Here is a 17,419-nt window from a genome sequence, read left to right as displayed (position 1 = left end):
GAGCCTGCCCAACGTGTCAGTGCCCCTGGAGCTCCTATGTCACTCTCCTCTACACCCCCTAATACTCCTACGCCGATTGAAGATCCCTCGGTGTATCTGGACGACCCAAATCGCAAGTTGCTGGAAATCGATACCGATACCCGCCAAGGCCCAGTAGTGTTCCGCTGGCTGACCTTAGGCATGGAGTATCTGATCGGCGCCATTTTAGTGGCGTTGATCGTGTCCGTTTCATGCAACGTGGTGGGGCGTGCGCTGTTTAATTACTCCCTGCCCTGGGCAGATGAGTTGGCTCGTATGCTGTTTATATGGCTGGTATTTATCGGTGCCGCTGCAGCATTTTCCCGTTACGAGCACATTGCCGTTGATGCTTTGGTGCGGCGCTTGCCGCTGCGCTTGGCGCACATGCTCTATTTGCTGCAGCACCTGATTATCACCGCCCTCATGGTGGTCATGATTTGGGGTGGCTACCAAGTGCTGTCGCGTTCAAGCGGGCGCTCAGCGATTATGGATGTGCCATTGAGCTTCATTAGCCTTTCGCTGGTGTTGTGCGTCATCTTTATTGCGGTGGTATCGAGTTGGCGGATGTGGGTCAGCCTAAACGTTATTCGCCATCCTGAGCGGGAGCGCTAATCATGCTATGGATTTTTCTGGCTATTTTATTGGCCTCTATCGTTATTGGGTTACCTATTGCCTTTGGCTTGGGCGTGGCGGCGCTGGTCATGGCGGTGCTATCTGATATTCCGCTGTCGATCATGATCGAGCAGTCGATTCGTGGTGTAAACAGCTTCCCGCTGCTCGCTATCCCGTTCTTTATTTTAGTCGGTGAGGTGATGAGCAATGGCGGTATCGCTCGTCGCTTGATGGAGCTGGCTGGCGCTTTGGTCGGCTTTATGCGCGGCGGGCTAGGGCAGGTTGCCATTACCGGTTCGATGTTCTTTGGTGGCATCAGTGGGTCAGCGGTGGCCGATACGGCTGCTACCGGCGCGATGATGATTCCCTCCATGAAAGAGCAGGGCTACACCGCGGCTAATGCTACCGCGATCAACACCGTGTCCTCGGTGATCGGGATCATTATTCCGCCCTCCATCCCGCTGATTCTGTACGGCATCGTCACTGAAACCTCGATTAGCCGCCTGTTTATCGCCGGTATCATTCCGGGTCTGTTGATTGGCTTTGCGCTGATGGTGACCACCTATATTCTTGCTAAAAAGGATGGCGGCGGTGTGCAGCAGTTCCGCTGGGATCGCCTCTGGAAAGCCTTCAAAGATGCCTGGCTTGCGCTGGTACTCCCGGTCATCGTAATTGGCGGTATTATTGGAGGTGTATTTACCGCAACCGAAGCGGCCGTAGCGGCATTGCTTTATGCGCTGGCTATTTCGCTGGTGGTTTACCGTGAGTTCAAGCTCAAAGAGCTCGGCGGTATGCTGATTCGTACTGCTCGTTTGACCGGTATGGTGATGATGCTGCTAGCGTTTGCGACGGTGATTGCTTGGTTCCTAACCATTAATATGGTGCCGCAAACCCTGGTCAGCCAAGTGCAGGCGATTACCCAAGACCCGTTCCTGTTACTGCTGATTGTGGCAACGTTGCTGTTGTTGGTGGGCTTTGTCATGGACTTGACTCCGGCCATGGTCATCATGGCGCCGATGCTAGCGCCTATTGTCACCTCGGTGGGCGTTGATGCGGCTTACTTTGGCGTACTAATGGCCTTTGTATTGGGCATCGGGCTGCTAACCCCGCCGGTTGGCACCTGCCTTTACGTCGGTTGTGGTGTGGGCAAAGTCTCCATGGAGTCTTTGGTCAAAGCGATGCTACCTTACTACGTAGCGCTCCTCGTCGTGCTGGTGATCCTGATCGCCTTCCCGGGTATCGTTACCTGGCTGCCTGATCTTACCGCTGTGCGCGGCAACTGAGGTTCTTGGTAATGAATAGGAGAGCTTCTGTGAAGACCCTCTCGCATCGTATTTTAGTGATGGGTGTGTCTGGCTCTGGGAAGTCGCACATTGGCCGCCAGTTGGCCCAAACCGTAGGGGCGACGTTCATTGATGGCGACGATTACCATTCGCCCGCCAATGTAGCCAAAATGGCCAGCGGCACACCGCTCAATGACGATGACCGGAGCGAGTGGCTCGATACGTTGGCAGCGCTATTCGCCGAGTATCGGGCCAGAGATGCGTCGTTGGTGATTGCCTGCTCAGGGTTGAAAAGGCGCTACCGTGACCGGCTGCGCCAAGGCGACTCAGCGCTGCAGATTCTCTACTTAGAGGGCACGCAAGAGCTGCTGCTTGAGCGGCTAGAAACCCGAGCAGGGCACTTCTTCAAAGGCGATACCATGTTGGCCAGTCAATTGGCTGATTTAGAACCGCCTGATGAAGAGGAGGCGTTTAACGCCTCCATTGCCCTGTCGCCCATGCAAATCGTCGATCAATTTGCTGCCACGCTGCCGCTACCCAGCCGCACACTAAGCTAACGCACACTAGGCTAACGCTCACTAGGCAAAAGAGTTAATAGGTATTGAGGCCGCTGATTGAAGGGGCGGCCTCAATGCTCCCCCACTGCATAAGGCAGTTACCCCTTTGAAGAAAAAACGCCCCACCCTACAGGACATTGCCGACCACGTAGGGGCTACCAAAATGACGGTAAGCCGCTGCCTGCGTGAACCTGAAACGGTTTCGGAAGGGCTTCGTGAGCGCATTTTCTCGATTGCCGAACAGATTGGCTATATTCCCAACCGTGCGCCCGATTTACTTTCCAGGGCCACCAGTCATTCGATTGGCGTGCTGGTGCCGTCGCTGACCAACCAAGTGTTCGCCGATATCATTGTCGGCATTGAGGCGTTAACGGAACCAGCGGGCTATCATTTAATGCTCTCTCACTATGGCTATAGCCCTGAGCTTGAAGAGCGCAGCCTAGCTTCATTGCTTTCCTATAACGTCGATGGCGTTATCCTTTCTGACCGTGATCACACGCCGCGTAGCCTGCGTATGCTGGAAACCGCCGGGATCCCGATTGTCGAAATCATGGACACCCATCGCCCTCCGCTACAACAGACCGTGGGCTACGACAACGTACAAGCCGCCTATGACATGGTGAGTGAGATGATCCGCCGCGGCCGTCGCCAAGTGATTTATCTGGCGGTTCGTTTGGATGAACGTACCCGGCAGCGTGAGTTGGGCTACCGCCGTGCCATGGAAGAGCACGGATTGCCGCCGGTGACGCTGCAAAGCACCCAACGCTCTTCTTATAGTGTGGGAGCAGCCCTACTCAAGCAGGTGTTAGTCGACTACCCAGCAGCGGATGGCCTGTTTTGTACCAATGACGACGTTGCCGTAGGCGCTTACTTTGAATGCCAGCGACGCGGTATTGAGGTGCCTGGGCGCATGGCCTTGGCGGGCTTTCATGGCCACGATGTGGGCCATGTGATGACACCACGCTTGGCCAGCGTGGTGACACCGCGCCAGGCCATCGGCGAAGCAGCAGCGGGGCAGCTGTTAGCGCGTATTCGCGGTGAGCCACTGACCCAGAAAGTGGTGGATTTAGGCTACCGTATCGAAACAGGCATGACGCTATAGGCCATGCTTTTGAGTAGCGATCACCATTGTGAGTGGCTAAAGTAGCCTTTTTACTTGTCGCGAGGCTGCCGTGCAGATTACCCAACTCAACATCTACCCCGTAAAGTCGCTAAAAGGCATCAGCGTTAATCACAGCGAGCTACAAGAGCACGGGCTCGCCTGGGATCGCCGCTGGATGTTGGTGGACGCCCAGCAACGCTTTATTACCCAGCGACAACTCCCTGCGCTCGCCACCATTGAGGTCGCTCTCACCGATGAGTACTTGGTGCTATCTCACCCTGGCGTTGACCCAATGAACATACCGCTGGCAGAACCCGCCGGTAATTTGCGCCTGGTCAGCGTGTGGAATGATCACTGTAAAGCTCTGCCGGAGAGCGAAGATGTTTCTCGCTGGTTAGTCGCTGCCTTGGGCGCACAGGCCCAAGGGCTGAGTTTGGTGCGTTTTGCGACTGAATTTACCCGGTCAGTCGAAGAGGATTTTCTTGACGGTGGAGCGGCGCATACCTACTTTTCCGATGGTTACCCGTTTCTGATAACGTCCACGGGCTCGTTGGACGCACTTAATCAAGCGTTGGTGGCAAAAGGGGGCACGCCAGTGCCCATGAACCGTTTCCGGCCCAATATTGTGGTAGAGAGCGATGAAGCGTGGGCTGAAGACCGTTGGGCGACGCTTTCTGAACAAAAGGGAGCTTTCCAACTAGCGTTGCGCAAGCCCTGTAAGCGCTGCAAAATCACTACCATCGATCAGTATACGGCGACAGTACCAGCTCCTGCTGAGCCGCTAAAAACCTTGATTGAGCTTAATACTCAGCCCGCCTTGAAAGGCGCCCACTTTGGCCAGAACGCCACATTGCTCGAAGGCGCAGGCAGCATTATTCGTGTGAAGGATAGACTGGCGGCGGCGTCTCGCGACGCTTGACGCGTAGCAGTTTAGTGGCGATTGCCGTGCCGATCAGGGTAATGACCATACCCGCGATAATCTGAACGTTTAGCGTCTCTCCCAGCAGTAGATAACCCCATATTAGCGCGCTCACCGGCACCAGGAACGTCACCGTTGAGGTGGCGGTGGCGCCCGCGCTGGCGAGTAAGCCGAAGTAGAGCAGGAAGGCCAGGGTGGTGCTTAGCGCTGCCAGTGCCAGTGCGTTTCCCCAGGCCAGAGTGCTAATGGGCTCGCTTGGCCATAATAGAATGCCAGGAATCAGCAGCACTAACGCTGACATGGCACTGCTGCCTGCGGCGAGTACACGTGTGGGCAGATGGCCAAGGCGCGTTTTCGAGTAGTTGCCTGCAATGCCATAGCAAAAAGTGGCGCCTAAGACAGCCAAAATAAACCAGCCGTCACCGCCCAGGGCGAAATCAAGTCGATCCGCTGAGAGCACATAGACTCCCAGCAGTGCCAGGGCGAGGCCTAAGTACTGCTGGCGCTGTATGGCGGTAGCGAAAAACAGTGCGCCGATCAGTGCAGTAAAAATCGGCGTGGTAGCGTTAATTAATGAGGTAAAGCCCGCCTCTAGTCGCGTAGTGGCAAGTGCCAATAACGAAAAGGGCAGTACGTGATTCACAATACCTAAAAAAAGCAGCGGGCCCTTATGCTGCCAGATCAATCGCAGGTAATGCAGGCTGATCAACAGCGGCATCAATAGCAGTGCGCCAATTCCCATACGTACCAACACTAACGGTACCGCCCCGAATTCGGGGGCGGCCACGCGCATAAAGATAAACGAAAGGCCCCACAGGGAAGAGAGCAGAATCAAGCGCAGCGCATCAGCTGATGACATGGCGTGTCCTTAACAGTAACGCAGTTAGGTAGCTAACTAGCTTACGGCTGAACGAGAGTCGATGGAAGCGATGGAAGTACGGGGGCGGCAGAGAAACAAAAAATCAGCTACGCTGGTGAGGTGGTCAAGCGGCAACCGTCGCCGGGCCCACACAGACATTTACACTTGACAATATGTTTACGCATATTGGCACACACAAGGAGTTGTTATGGATCGTACAGCTAGCGCACGTTGGGAAGGTGGTCTTAAGGATGGCAAAGGCACCATTTCAACCGAAAGTGGCGTTTTAGATGCCAGTTACTCCTTCAGCAAGCGCTTTGAAGATGAAAAAGGCACTAATCCTGAGGAACTGATTGGTGCAGCACACGCCAGCTGCTTCTCCATGGCGCTCTCCATGATTTTAGGTGAGAAAGGCTATACTGCTGATTCTATTGAGACCAGCGCTAAAGTAACCCTTTCCCAGAGCGATGTAGGGTTTGATATTTCTAAAATCCATCTGGATGTAGTCGCTGCCATCAGTGGCGCCGACGACGCAGCTTTCCAGGAAGCAGCGGAAACGGCGAAAGCTAATTGCCCTGTTTCCAAAGTCCTTAATGCGGATATCAGCATGACGGCCAAACTGAAAGCCTAATTTTTATTTAGGCTATAGTTTGCTCATAAGTAGGTGGTTTTCTTAACATAGATGGCTTGCGTACAAGCAGTGTGCGCGAGCCATTTTGCTGCCTGAGTTGATTAGAATCTTTTAAATATTTTTTAATGGCAAACATTAAAAAGCCTTGGCCATTGCCAAGGCTTTTAGTAACTAATGAGCGCTTATTCGTCGTTATCGTTGTCGCGGTTATACTCTTCAGCTGCTTCAAGCGCATCTTCTGACGCATTAACGGAAATGACATAGTCTTCGCCATCTTCGTCTTTTGTCAGCTCAAGTGAGTCCCATTCGATAGCGACGTTTTTCTCGCCCATACCGAGGAAGCCACCAACGCCCACCACGACAGCGTTGATTTGACCGTCTTCATCAATTACTAGATCGGTGATGGTGCCGATATCTTCGTCATCTTCAACGCTGCTTTTGACTTGATTGCCAGTTAAGGCATCAGCATGGAAAGTGTTTTCTGGCGCTTCTGTTAAGTAAGTCGCTTCCATGGTGGTGGTATTCTCTTCAGCATTCACACTGCCAGCGGCAAACATAAAGGCTGGAACCATGAGAGTACCTAGAATAGCGGGTTTAATATTTTTCATTTTGCTTGCTCCTTGCGATTTTATTGAGCTTAACGACTCCGCGTAACAACCCGAATAAATCAATAGTGTCGATTTTGGCTTCGTTTAAAATAAACGATAGCTACCCCGATACTATTATTCCTGAGTGTGTTAATTATCCTGGCGATGTAATGCATCAGGATAATTGACGCTATCTTGCGCTTCACTGCGCTAAGACAGCTATCAGGTTAGTTGCTGTGTTCAAAAATACAACCTTTCAATTGAAACTTTTAGGTAACACGATCGTTTCAGTTTCACGCCCATTGGCCTAGGCCCGTGCCCTAGTGCGACAGTCTGTCGAGTTGACCCGCTCCCGCCCAGTGTTCATATTCGTCTCCAAATGACTCGCTTTTTGTCCACGGTTTGATAAAAAGCGAGGTCGCATAAAAAGGAGAATCCCTGACCATGACATCTCGCCCTTTGCAGTATTTAAAGCAGTTCTGCGTCAGCAGCGTTGCGCTAGGCGCTTGGCTATTAGCCTCAAGCGCTGTAGCCGATAGCAGCGAACTGCCCAAAGGCCATTTTCTGCTGCCTGAAGAGGGCAATATGGTGGGCCAAGTGTATACCGTTACGGCAACCGAAGAGGATACGCTGCTGGACATTGCCCGGGCGCACAACGTGGGCTACGAAGAAATTCGTATGGCCAACCCGGATACCAGCCTCTGGGTACCGGGAGAAGGTACCGCGGTGACGATCCCTGGGCAGTATATTCTTCCCGATGAGGCGCGCAGCGGCATTGTGATCAACGTAGCGGAGCTGCGCCTTTACTACTACCCCGAGGTAGCCGAGGGCGAGACGCCGCGGGTCGAAACATACCCTATTGGTATCGGCAGGGATGCTTATAACACCCCGCTGGGCATTACCGAAACCACCATGCGGCTTGAAAACCCTGCCTGGTATCCACCTGAGTCTATTCGCCGTGAAGCCGCTGAACGGGGCGACCCAGCCCCTGCAGTGGTTCCCCCTGGTGCCGATAATCCCTTGGGTGAATACGCTATTTTGCTGGATATTCCCGGTTACCTGATCCATGGCACCAACCAGCCCGATGGTATTGGTATGCGGGCTAGCCGAGGCTGTATCCGCATGCACCCGGAAGACATCGAGTCGGTCTTCTGGCGGGTGCCGGTAGGCACTCAGGTCAACATTATCGATTCGCCGATCAAAGTAGGCTGGGGTGAAGGGAAAGAGAGTTACATACAGGCCTTCACAGCAACGGATGAGCAAGCATTTGGTATGGAAACGCTGTTAAACGTTGTTGGTTTAATTGAACAGCATGACGGTGGAAACACTGCCAGCATCAACTACGAGCAGGTAAGTGAAATATTAGAGCGAGCGAATGGCCAGATCGTGCCGATTAGCTAAATGCTAGCGTGCTGGATCCAGCACCCCACCCAGTGATGCATTGCTCCGAAACCAGCCCGCAATGCTAGTACGCGGGCAGCGGGTAGGTAGCACTTCGTGGGGAATGGTTTCAGATAAGAAGCAGGCGAAGGTGCCTGCTTCGGGTACCACCCGGGCGACCTCTTGGCTGGGGTCGTCAGGGTGGTAGATCACCATCTCACCGCCACCGTCGCTGGGCCAGTCTGGCGTCAAATAGCCGACCGTAGATATCACGCGGTTGGCACGGCCGCGAAAGCTATCCAGGTGACGTTGATAAAAAGCCCCCGGTGGATAGTGGGCAAAGTGGGCCTCGTACTCAAATAAGCCCAAAAACAGCGCGTGGTTAAGCGCCTGCTGTAGCTCGCTCATGGCGTCTAAGTATCGCCGTTGGGCAGCGCTTTCTCGATCGAGCCAATGAATAGCGTCACCGCGGATATCTTTACGCAGCAGGTGCTGTTGGCCGCGACCAATGCCCGCTTCATCCAGTCCATTATAGGCCGCCCGGTGTAGAAGCTCATTATTTAGCGCGTCGCACAGTGCCAGGTCAATAACTCCGCGGCCCACATACCAGCCCTGTTCAACCAGCGCATCGACAAGAGCGACCTGCGTCGCGGGCTGAAGCGCAGGTGATGACGTAGCAACACTGGGAGTCATTGGTTGGATCTCGATGGCGCCGAACTGGAAACGGTCGTAGAGGATGTAGAAAGACGGTTTTTGCGCTCAGGGTGGTGGCGCAGCGGCCCCTGGGGGCGCTGATATAAATCAATTGGCATGCCAAAGCCTTCCGCCAGCAATTCCACCAGCATCATCGCCGAAAGCCCCCAAATCACATGGCCGTCCACATGATAGCTGGGCACGTAGTGGGCAACGCCATCCACGGTAATTACGTCGGTATGCGTACGGTGATCGTCTAGAAAGTGACTTAGCGGCACTTCAAAAATAGCGTCTAGCTCGCCGGGGTCGGCAATCAGCGGTAAATCCGGCGGAATAATGCCCACCCAGGGGGTAACGCGAATACCGTGCAGGGAAATAACGTCCGACAGCCGCCCCAGGGGTTGCACCAGAGCGGGGTCGAGGGCAATCTCCTCTTCTGCCTCGCGCAGCGCGGTGGCGTAAAGGTCGCTATCAAAGGGCTCGCGCTTGCCGCCTGGGAACGCAACCTGACCGCTATGAGTGCTCAAATGGTTGGCCCTGCGGGTAAACAGCAAGGTAGGCGCTGGGCGTTCGACAATCGGCAACAGCACGGCGGCCTCGGGCATCACGATGTGATCCAAGCGTTGAGGGGTTAGCTGTTGCAGCTGTTTACGCAGTTTCTCTAACATGGGGCATCCCGTTACTTTGTTCTCTTTTACCCAGCAGCGGTCGTTGACGTCAAGCGCGTCGAGGCTTCTATTCACTAGCCGTTGAGAATACGCGATGAACTTTTGCAGCCAGTGTGGTGATAAAGTACGTTTTGCCGTCCCTGAAGGCGATGACCGCCCGCGCTACCTGTGCGATGCCTGCGGCACGATTCACTATCAAAACCCACGCATTGTGGCCGGTACGCTGCCCGTTAGCGGTAGTAAAGTGCTGCTCTGTAAGCGGGCGATTTCACCGCGCAAAGGCTACTGGACGCTGCCCGCTGGCTATATGGAAAATGCCGAATCAACCCAGCAGGCAGCTTCTAGAGAGACACGTGAAGAGGCCTGTGCCGAAGTCGAACTGGCCAACCTCTACACCTTGATTGACCTGCCGCATATCAATCAGGTGTATATGATTTTCCGTGCCGAGCTAGTCGGTGGCTTCAGTGCCGGGCCGGAGAGCCTGGAAGTCGCGCTATTTGAAGAGCATGAAATCCCCTGGGATGAATTGGCTTTCACCACCATTGAGCGCACCCTACGTCACTTTTACGCTGATCGCGCCCTCAATGAGTTTCCGCTGCATATCAGCATGGTGACCCCAGAAGACCGCGAACGCTATTTTGGTAGCGCGTGAGTCATTCATGCCCCGTCGAAAAATCCACTTACAGATCGGCCAACTGCCATACATCATAAGCGACTTCTTCGTAGGGGTGAGCAAGCTTCAAGGCCGCGATGGCGCCGTGAATATGCGCTTCATCGCAGAGCAGCTCGACTTTAAACTCTTCGACCTTTTCCAAGCTGCCCACTGAGCCGATATGCGGGTGGGCGCCCTCCGTTGGGCGGAACTGCCCCGTACCACGAGTTTGAAAACAGACATTTTCGTATGCCCCGATCCGGCCAGCACCGGCTTCAAACACCGCCTGCTTAACGCTTTCGGCATCTTCTATGGGGACAAAAAAAGCGAGTTTATACATGCTGTCTCTCCAAGCAGTCTATCCATTGTGAAACGCTGAACTCAGGCTATGTTAGCGGATAGACGACTACTGGTCGCGGGCTTAGCTTTGTATGATGATGTTTCAGTACTCATTAAGTGAGCCATTGTATGGATAAATTTGAGGTAAAGCTGGACCAGGCGGCCAGAGCCGCCTGGATGTCTTACGTGGGGGGAATGACCCAAGATGAGATCGCCAGCCAGTTGGGTGTTTCACGGCCAGGCGTGCAGCGCTTGTTGGCCTTGGCCCGCCAAGAGGGCCTGGTTAAAGTGCATATTGATCACCCAATCTCTAACTGCATGGCGCTGGGCAGCACGTTGCGTGATCACTTTGGTTTGACCTACTGCGACGTGGTTCCTGCCGATAACCACGCCGCCGAAAGTGCCGCTTCTTACCTAGCCGTGGCAGCCGCTGAGCGGGTGGCGCAGTTGGTTGAACGCAGCGAGCCGTTGACGCTTTCGCTAGGCACCGGGCGTTCGGTGCGGGCAGCGGTAGAAGCGCTTAGCCGACTTGAACGACCCCAGCATCGCTTTGTATCGCTAGTTGGTAATGTCGCCCGGGATGGTTCGGCTAACCGTTATGACGCGGTGATGGTAATGGCGGATAAAACCGGCGGTGAGCGTTTTTTACTGCCCGCGCCAGTGGTCGCTGAATCGCTGGCTGAAAAAGAGGCGATGCTGGCGCAGCGTCTTTTTAAGGCAATTGCCGATGTGGCACGGGAGTCAGAAGCGGCGTTTATTGGCATTGGGCGCATCGATCGTCAGGCCACGCTGTTTCAAGATCATTTCATTAGTGAAAGCGAGCTGAATGAGCTGCTGGGCCTGAAAGCGGTGGGTGAACTACTGGGTTGGCCACTGAACCGAGACGGCGAAGTGATCGACTGTTCGATTACGCGTCGTGTCACGAGTCTTCCCCTTGAGCGCTTTGGAAAGCACCATATGGTGGCGATAGCGGGTGGCCGCGATAAAGCCCCGGCGATACATGCGGCGTTGCGCGGCCGCTGGCTGAAAGGGTTGGTTACCGACGAAGTGGCCGCCCGCCAGATAGTGGAAGCACTCTAATTGCGTGCGCTGCAACATGCAGTAAAAGAGATAAGTTAGCGTAAAGTCTAAGTTAATCGGCTTTGCTTTTTTTTGGCTTACGTACGATCATTTGTTCGATAGGTGATCAATAAGATCAAGGCGACAACAATGCCAATACCAGCCCACTAGGAGTTCTTTATGCGACTCGCACGTCACTTGCCCGTCTCAACGCTAGCGGCCGCCATTGCCATGTCAGGCCACGCCCAGGCGCAAACTGAAATTACCGTGGCCACGGTTAATAACAACGACATGGTGATAATGCAGAGCCTCACCGATGCCTTTGAAGAAGCGCACCCCGATATCACTCTGGACTGGGTGGTGCTGGAAGAGAACGTGCTCCGCCAGCGCATGACGACTGATATTGCCACCGGTGGTGGCCAGTTTGACGTCATGACCATTGGTACTTACGAAGTGCCTATCTGGGCAGAGCGCGGCTGGCTTTCACCGCTGGATAACCTGCCCGACGACTACAATGAAGACGACCTGCTAGCCTCTGTTCGCGATGGTTTAAGCTACGACGATACGCTTCACGCACTGCCGTTTTATGCTGAAAGCTCAATGATGTACTACCGCACGGATCTATTCGAAGAAGCGGGCATTGAGATGAGCGAGCAGCCCACCTGGGAAGAGGTACGCGAGTGGGCAGGCGAGCTGCACGGCAGCGAAGAGGGGTTGGCGGGTATCTGCCTGCGCGGCAAACCCGGCTGGGGCGAGAACATGGCCTTTGTTTCCACCCTAGTAAATACCTACGGTGGCCGCTGGTTTGACGAAGAGTGGAATCCCGAGCTCAACTCTGAGGCGTGGGTTAACGCTATCCAGTTTTATGTCGACTTGCTCAATGACTACGGCCCGCCAGGCGCAAGCTCCAATGGCTTTAACGAGAACCTGGCGCTGTTCTCCCGTGGCAACTGTGCGATGTGGGTCGATGCCACCTCCGCAGCGGGCAAACTGTATGACGGCAATGAATCCGCTGTGGCGGATAGCTTAGGCTTTGCTCCAGCACCCGTGGCCGAAACACCGAAAGGTTCACACTGGTTGTGGTCCTGGGCATTAGCGATCCCGGCTTCTTCAGAAAACCAGGAGGCAGCGCTTGAGTTTATTACCTGGGCCACTTCGCAAGAGTACATTGAGCTGGTCGGTGAAACCCAAGGCTGGACCAGCGTGCCGCCAGGCACCCGTGAGTCGACCTACGCCAACGAGCAGTACACCGAAGCAGCCCCCTTTGCTGACTTCGTGCTAAAAGCTATCCAGGACGCCGACCCCACCGATTCGACTCTGGAACCTAACCCCTATGTTGGCGTGCAGTTCGTCGGTATCCCGGAGTTTCAGTCGATAGGCACCCAGGTTGGCCAAACCATTGCCGCGGCGCTAACCGGTGACACCACGGTGGAGCAGGCATTAGACAGTGCCCAGCGTGCCACCGAACGCACCATGCAGCGGGCGGGCTACATCGAACGATAAACGAGACCAGCGCCTGCTTGTTCACTTAGTTACTAACAGTGAGGGCAGGCGCTTTATCGATGTTCTCTAGCCGTTTTCGTATCAAGCCTCGTATTTCGCAGGTAATCCCATGAATAAAACCCGTGCTTCCGGCCGTACTGTTGGCGGGCTGAGAACGCTTGCACTTCAAGCACCAGCCGTGACGCTACTGTTGCTCTGGATGATTGTGCCGTTAGGCATGACGCTATGGTTCTCCTTCCAGTACTACAACCTGCTAATGCCCGACATGACCGGCTTTGCCGGGGTGGAAAACTACGAGTACCTTCTCACAGACCCAGCTCTGTGGGCTGCCATGGGCAACACGCTGCTGCTGGTAGGTTGGGTGCTGGCGATTACCGTGGTGGGCGGCACCCTGCTGGCGGTGCTGTTCCAACAGGAGTTCGCGGGCCGCGGGATCGCCCGTGTGCTGGCGATCTCACCGTTTTTTGTGATGCCCACCGTTAGTGCTCTGGTGTGGAAAAATATGATGATGCACCCTTCAAACGGGGTGCTGTCATGGCTGTTTGAGTCCGTTGGGCTGCCTGCGTTGGACTGGTTTTCTGCGCTACCGCTGACCTCGATTGTAATCATCGTCGCGTGGCAGTGGCTGCCCTTTGCACTGTTGATTCTTCTGACGGCGATGCAGTCGTTGGATGAAGATCAAGTCGAAGCCGCCCGCATGGATGGCGCAGGCCCTATCGCCATCTTCTTCTTTATTACCCTGCCACATTTAAGGCGCGCGATCAGTGTGGTGATCATGATTGAAATGATCTTCCTGCTGACTATTTTCGCGGAAATTTTTGTGACGACGTCGGGGGGGCCTGGTTTAGCAACAACGAACCTGGCCTATCTGATTTACATCCGTGCGCTACTCGATTTTGACGTGGGCACTGCGTCCGCCGGTGGGGTGATAGCGATCATCCTAGCCAATATCGTGGCGATCTTCCTGGTCCGTATGGTGGCCAAAAACTTGGAAGACTAGACCGGCACTTGTGTCCTGGGAGCACTTCGATGACAACTTTAGGTTCCAAAACAGCTGCACCACGCTCGGTAACGGGGTGGCGGTCAGCACAGGCCAAACGGGCCATTATCACGGTGCTGGGCTGGTCGGTTGCCCTGGTCATCTTCTTTCCGATTTTCTGGATGATATTGACTGGGTTTAAAACGGAAACGGCGGCGATCGCTGACCCAACGCTGATTTTTTCGCCCACTCTGGAAAGCTACCAAGCAGTCCACGAGCGTTCGGGCTATGCGCGGTTTGCGCTTAATAGCGTTGCGGTCGCCTTTGGCTCTACCTTCTTCGCGCTGTTAATTGCCATTCCCTGCGCCTACGCCATGGCCTTTTTGCCGACTAAACGTACCAAGGGTACGCTGCTATGGATGCTTTCCACCAAAATGCTGCCCTCAGTGGGCGTACTGGTGCCGATTTATCTGATCTTTCGCGATGTTGGCCTATTGGATACCCGAACGGGGCTGATTATCGTCTACACATTAATGAACCTGCCGATTGTGGTGTGGATGCTCTACACCTTCTTCAAGGATATGCCCAAAGATATTCTTGAAGCAGGGCGTATGGACGGCGCCTCCACGCTCCAGGAAGTGTTTTTTCTGCTGTTGCCACTCACGCTGCCGGGCATCGCCTCAACGGGCCTGCTCTCGGTCATTTTGAGTTGGAACGAGGCGTTCTGGAGTCTCAACCTGACGACCTCAAATGCAGCGCCGTTAACCGCTTATATTGCCTCATTCTCAAGCCCAGAGGGGCTGTTCTGGGCCAAGTTGTCCGCTGCTTCCACCATGGCGATTGCGCCGATTTTGATACTCGGTTGGATGACACAAAAACAGATGGTGCGTGGCCTGACCTTTGGTGCCGTCAAGTAAAGGATCTTCCTCATGGCAACACTACAACTACACAATATTACCAAGCGTTTCGGCGACACCGAGGTCATCAAGGGTATCGACCTTGAGGTGAATGACCGAGAATTTGTCGTTTTTGTTGGTCCTTCTGGCTGCGGTAAATCTACCCTTATGCGCATGATCGCCGGGCTGGAGAGCGCTACCGACGGCGATATTTTGATCGACGGTCAGCGTATTAATGACGTTGGCCCAGCGGACCGCGGCCTCGCCATGGTGTTTCAGAGCTACGCGCTTTATCCGCATATGACGGTGGAAGGCAACATGGGCTTCAGCATGCGCCTGGCGGGGGTTCCCAAAGAGGAGCGCCGCGCCAAGGTGCTGGAAGCAGCCAAGATTCTGCAGCTAGAGCCGCTGTTAGACCGCAAGCCCAAAGCGCTCTCCGGCGGTCAGCGTCAGCGGGTGGCGATAGGGCGTGCGATTGTACGTAACCCCAGCATCTTCTTGTTTGATGAGCCGCTCTCCAACCTGGATGCCGCGCTGCGTGTGCAGATGCGAATCGAGCTGGCGCGTCTGCACGATGAGCTGGATGCCACCATGATCTACGTCACCCACGACCAGATCGAAGCGATGACCATGGCGGATAAAATCGTCGTGCTCCACGACGGTGTGGTCGAGCAGGTGGGCTCGCCCATGGCGCTCTACCATCACCCCTGCAATCGCTTCGTGGCGGGGTTTATTGGCTCACCGAAAATGAACTTCCTGCCCGTAACGCTGACCGGCGTAACGCCTGGCGGGGTGGCTATTCGCTTGCCCGGTGGCGGTGAGCGCAGCGTGCCCGTTGACGGACAGCATCTGGCGTCCAACGCCGCCCTTGAGCTGGGTGTTCGTCCCGAACACTTGTTGCTCGATGAACAGGGACCGCTGAGTGGGCAGATCAAAGTGCTTGAGCGCCTCGGCGGCCAAACTTCGCTCTACGTTCAGATGGATGACGAGCTCATTACCATCATGGCCGATGGCGACGTGGCTTACCGGGTTAACGATACCGTGCGTTTCGGTTTCGCCCCTGAGCGTGCCCACCTGTTTGACGCAGGCGGTCTGGCGCTGACGAGCTTGCAGCAGCATCCGCTGGCAGGGCTGACGCGCCATGATAATCGCGCGCCGGGTTCGCCTGCCGAGGAGCCTGCATGAGGACACTCATCTTTGACTGTGATGGTGTGCTGGTTGATAGCGAAGCCATCGCTGAAGGCACGCTGATGGAGTACCTCTGCCGCTGGCTGCCCGATCTAAATATCGACCAAGAGCTTGGCCAAGCCTTGGGCATGACCACTGAGGATATCCTGCATCATCTCGAAGCGTTAAGTGCCCACACGCTGCCAACCGACGCCACAGAGCAGGTGGACACCGCCATTGAAGCGCGTCTGGCACGGGAGCTTAAAGCCATAGACGGTGCCGATAAGGCGATTCGAGGCATCAGCTTGGAGAAGGCGGTGGTTTCCAACAGTCGGCGCAGTCGCGTATTGGCGTCACTGGCAAGTACGGGGTTGGCCAAAGCCTTAGGTGAGGTGCCTATTTTTACCGCAGATCAGGTGGCGCACCCAAAGCCGGACCCCGCGCTCTATCGCTTGGCAGCTTCCCACTTAGGCCAAGTGCCGCGGGACTGCCTGGTGGTGGAAGATAGCGTTGCCGGCGTGACTGCCGCCCATGCCGCAGGCATGTGCGTGATCGGTTTTGTCGGCGCCAGCCACTTGGATGCTGAACAGTCGGCGCGCCTTACCCAGGCCGGTGCCTGGCGCATTTTAGAGCACATGCACGGCTTGGCAGCGTTGGTGGACGAATGGCAGACCCATGGCGCCAGCTTGCCAAATGCTAACGGCGTGCCAACTCATCGGAGATAGCTATGAAACTGATCGATAAAACCGCAGTGATTACCGGTGGCGCTCGCGGCATCGGCTTGGCCATTGCCCAGCGTTACCTTTCAGAAGGCGCCAATATCGTGGTGGCCGATATTGACCGTGGCGCCATCGACGATGCCGTTGCGACACTGCAGCGGCTGGGGTTCGCCGAGAAAGTGATGGGGGTGGCACTAAATGTCTGCGATCAGACCTCGATCGACGCCATGATAGAAGCTGTGACGCAGCGCTTCGGCGGTATCGATATTCTGGTCAATAACGCTGCGATCTTCGACATGGCGCCTGTGCTTGAGGTCACAGAGGAAAGCTTTGATAAGCAGTTTGCGGTCAATACCAAAGGCATGTTTTTTACCCTGCAGGCGGTTGCCCGTTCGATGGTGGCCCGCGGCCAGGGAGGCAAAATCATCAATATGGCTTCCCAGGCAGGTCGCCGTGGTGAAGCCCTGGTAAGCGTTTACTGCGCCAGCAAAGCTGCTGTCATCAGCCTCACTCAATCCAGTGGGTTGGATCTCATCAAACACGGTATCAACGTTAATGGCATTGCCCCGGGCGTGGTGGATACGCCGATGTGGGAAGAGGTCGACGCAATGTTTGCCCGTTACGAGAACCGTCCGCTTGGCGAGAAGAAACGCCTGGTAGGCGAAGCGGTCCCCTTCGGGCGTATGGGCCTGCCGGAAGATCACACCGGCGCGGCGGTTTTTCTGGCCAGCCAGGACAGCGATTACGTGGTCGCCCAGACGCTGAATGTCGATGGCGGCAATTGGATGAGCTGAGG

The 17,419-nt window shown here is 55.2% G+C and carries 20 protein-coding genes; 15 read left to right on the top strand and 5 right to left on the bottom strand.

What is annotated here, in order from left to right; all coding sequences use genetic code 11:
- Nucleotides 1-36: 36 nt before the first annotated feature.
- The 5 genes from KO116_RS15995 to KO116_RS15975 all read left to right on the top strand — a co-directional run bounded on the left by KO116_RS15995 (nt 37) and on the right by KO116_RS15975 (nt 4,491).
- Entirely contained in the window at nt 37-630 is a 594-nt protein-coding gene (locus KO116_RS15995; protein ID WP_035559522.1) for a TRAP transporter small permease, read from the top strand.
- Between the two features lie 2 nt (nt 631-632).
- Nucleotides 633-1,913 (top strand): TRAP transporter large permease, encoded by a 1,281-nt coding sequence (locus KO116_RS15990; protein ID WP_035559525.1) that lies wholly within the window; start codon nt 633-635, stop codon nt 1,911-1,913.
- A 29-nt stretch (nt 1,914-1,942) separates the two neighbouring features.
- Nucleotides 1,943-2,470: a gluconokinase gene (locus KO116_RS15985; RefSeq protein ID WP_035559529.1), complete on the top strand. Its 528-nt coding sequence runs from the start codon at nt 1,943-1,945 to the stop codon at nt 2,468-2,470.
- 106 nt (nt 2,471-2,576) lie between these two features.
- Entirely contained in the window at nt 2,577-3,572 is a 996-nt protein-coding gene (gene gntR, locus KO116_RS15980) for a gluconate operon transcriptional repressor GntR (RefSeq protein ID WP_035559532.1), read from the top strand.
- A gap of 70 nt (nt 3,573-3,642) precedes the next feature.
- Nucleotides 3,643-4,491, top strand: a complete 849-nt coding sequence (locus KO116_RS15975) for an MOSC domain-containing protein (RefSeq protein ID WP_035559537.1) — start codon at nt 3,643-3,645, stop codon at nt 4,489-4,491.
- Here KO116_RS15975 and KO116_RS15970 read toward each other — a convergent pair.
- Complete coding sequence (locus KO116_RS15970; protein ID WP_035559540.1) at nt 4,445-5,350, bottom strand: DMT family transporter; 906 nt, start codon at nt 5,348-5,350, stop codon at nt 4,445-4,447. The two genes, KO116_RS15975 and KO116_RS15970, sit on opposite strands and share 47 nt — an antisense overlap.
- A 208-nt stretch (nt 5,351-5,558) precedes the next feature.
- Here KO116_RS15970 and KO116_RS15965 point away from each other — a divergent pair, with 208 nt between their 5' ends.
- Nucleotides 5,559-5,981 (top strand): OsmC family protein, encoded by a 423-nt coding sequence (locus tag KO116_RS15965; protein WP_035559544.1) that lies wholly within the window; start codon nt 5,559-5,561, stop codon nt 5,979-5,981.
- A gap of 182 nt (nt 5,982-6,163) precedes the next feature.
- On the opposite strand, the gene KO116_RS15960 is transcribed toward KO116_RS15965, so the two are convergent.
- Nucleotides 6,164-6,589 (bottom strand): PRC-barrel domain-containing protein, encoded by a 426-nt coding sequence (locus KO116_RS15960; RefSeq protein WP_035559548.1) that lies wholly within the window; start codon nt 6,587-6,589, stop codon nt 6,164-6,166.
- Nucleotides 6,590-7,012: 423 nt separating this feature from the next.
- Here KO116_RS15960 and KO116_RS15955 point away from each other — a divergent pair, with 423 nt between their 5' ends.
- On the top strand, nt 7,013-7,969 hold the full coding sequence (locus KO116_RS15955; protein ID WP_035559552.1) for a L,D-transpeptidase family protein: 957 nt from the start codon (nt 7,013-7,015) through the stop codon (nt 7,967-7,969).
- A 3-nt stretch (nt 7,970-7,972) separates the two neighbouring features.
- On the opposite strand, the gene KO116_RS15950 is transcribed toward KO116_RS15955, so the two are convergent.
- Both KO116_RS15950 and KO116_RS15945 read right to left on the bottom strand, forming a co-directional pair.
- Complete coding sequence (locus KO116_RS15950; RefSeq protein ID WP_035559555.1) at nt 7,973-8,641, bottom strand: 2OG-Fe(II) oxygenase; 669 nt, start codon at nt 8,639-8,641, stop codon at nt 7,973-7,975.
- Entirely contained in the window at nt 8,638-9,309 is a 672-nt protein-coding gene (locus KO116_RS15945) for a CoA pyrophosphatase (RefSeq protein ID WP_179915240.1), read from the bottom strand. The genes KO116_RS15950 and KO116_RS15945 overlap by 4 nt, the downstream gene beginning before the upstream one ends.
- Before the next feature lie 94 nt (nt 9,310-9,403).
- Between KO116_RS15945 and KO116_RS15940 the strand changes: the two genes are divergently transcribed.
- A complete protein-coding gene (locus tag KO116_RS15940) occupies nt 9,404-9,961 on the top strand; it encodes an NUDIX hydrolase (protein ID WP_035559562.1) in 558 nt (185 codons plus the stop codon).
- Nucleotides 9,962-9,989: 28 nt separating this feature from the next.
- On the opposite strand, the gene KO116_RS15935 is transcribed toward KO116_RS15940, so the two are convergent.
- Complete coding sequence (locus KO116_RS15935; RefSeq protein WP_035559567.1) at nt 9,990-10,301, bottom strand: NGG1p interacting factor 3 protein, NIF3; 312 nt, start codon at nt 10,299-10,301, stop codon at nt 9,990-9,992.
- A 128-nt stretch (nt 10,302-10,429) separates the two neighbouring features.
- On the opposite strand from KO116_RS15935, the gene KO116_RS15930 reads away from it, so the two are divergent.
- The 7 genes from KO116_RS15930 (at nt 10,430) to KO116_RS15900 (ending at nt 17,417) form a co-directional block, all read left to right on the top strand.
- Nucleotides 10,430-11,380 (top strand): sugar-binding transcriptional regulator, encoded by a 951-nt coding sequence (locus tag KO116_RS15930; RefSeq protein WP_035559572.1) that lies wholly within the window; start codon nt 10,430-10,432, stop codon nt 11,378-11,380.
- A 159-nt stretch (nt 11,381-11,539) separates the two neighbouring features.
- The gene (locus KO116_RS15925) at nt 11,540-12,862 is read left to right on the top strand and encodes an ABC transporter substrate-binding protein (protein ID WP_035559575.1); all 1,323 of its coding nucleotides are present in this window, start codon (nt 11,540-11,542) and stop codon (nt 12,860-12,862) included.
- 109 nt (nt 12,863-12,971) lie between these two features.
- Nucleotides 12,972-13,862 carry a carbohydrate ABC transporter permease gene (locus tag KO116_RS15920; RefSeq protein WP_035559578.1) on the top strand — a complete coding sequence of 297 codons (891 nt, stop codon included), beginning with the start codon at nt 12,972-12,974 and terminating at the stop codon, nt 13,860-13,862.
- A gap of 29 nt (nt 13,863-13,891) precedes the next feature.
- Nucleotides 13,892-14,758 (top strand): carbohydrate ABC transporter permease, encoded by an 867-nt coding sequence (locus tag KO116_RS15915; protein ID WP_035559581.1) that lies wholly within the window; start codon nt 13,892-13,894, stop codon nt 14,756-14,758.
- Nucleotides 14,759-14,770: 12 nt separating this feature from the next.
- A complete protein-coding gene (locus KO116_RS15910; protein WP_035559584.1) occupies nt 14,771-15,922 on the top strand; it encodes an ABC transporter ATP-binding protein in 1,152 nt (383 codons plus the stop codon).
- Complete coding sequence (locus KO116_RS15905) at nt 15,919-16,629, top strand: HAD family hydrolase (protein WP_035559587.1); 711 nt, start codon at nt 15,919-15,921, stop codon at nt 16,627-16,629. The genes KO116_RS15910 and KO116_RS15905 overlap by 4 nt, the downstream gene beginning before the upstream one ends.
- Before the next feature lie 2 nt (nt 16,630-16,631).
- The gene (locus KO116_RS15900) at nt 16,632-17,417 is read left to right on the top strand and encodes an L-iditol 2-dehydrogenase (protein ID WP_035559590.1); all 786 of its coding nucleotides are present in this window, start codon (nt 16,632-16,634) and stop codon (nt 17,415-17,417) included.
- Nucleotides 17,418-17,419: the final 2 nt, after the last annotated feature.

The organism is Halomonas sp. KO116, from assembly GCF_000734975.2.
GTDB lineage: Bacteria > Pseudomonadota > Gammaproteobacteria > Pseudomonadales > Halomonadaceae > Vreelandella > Vreelandella glaciei.
This window is presented reverse-complemented; position numbering and strand designations above follow the sequence as displayed.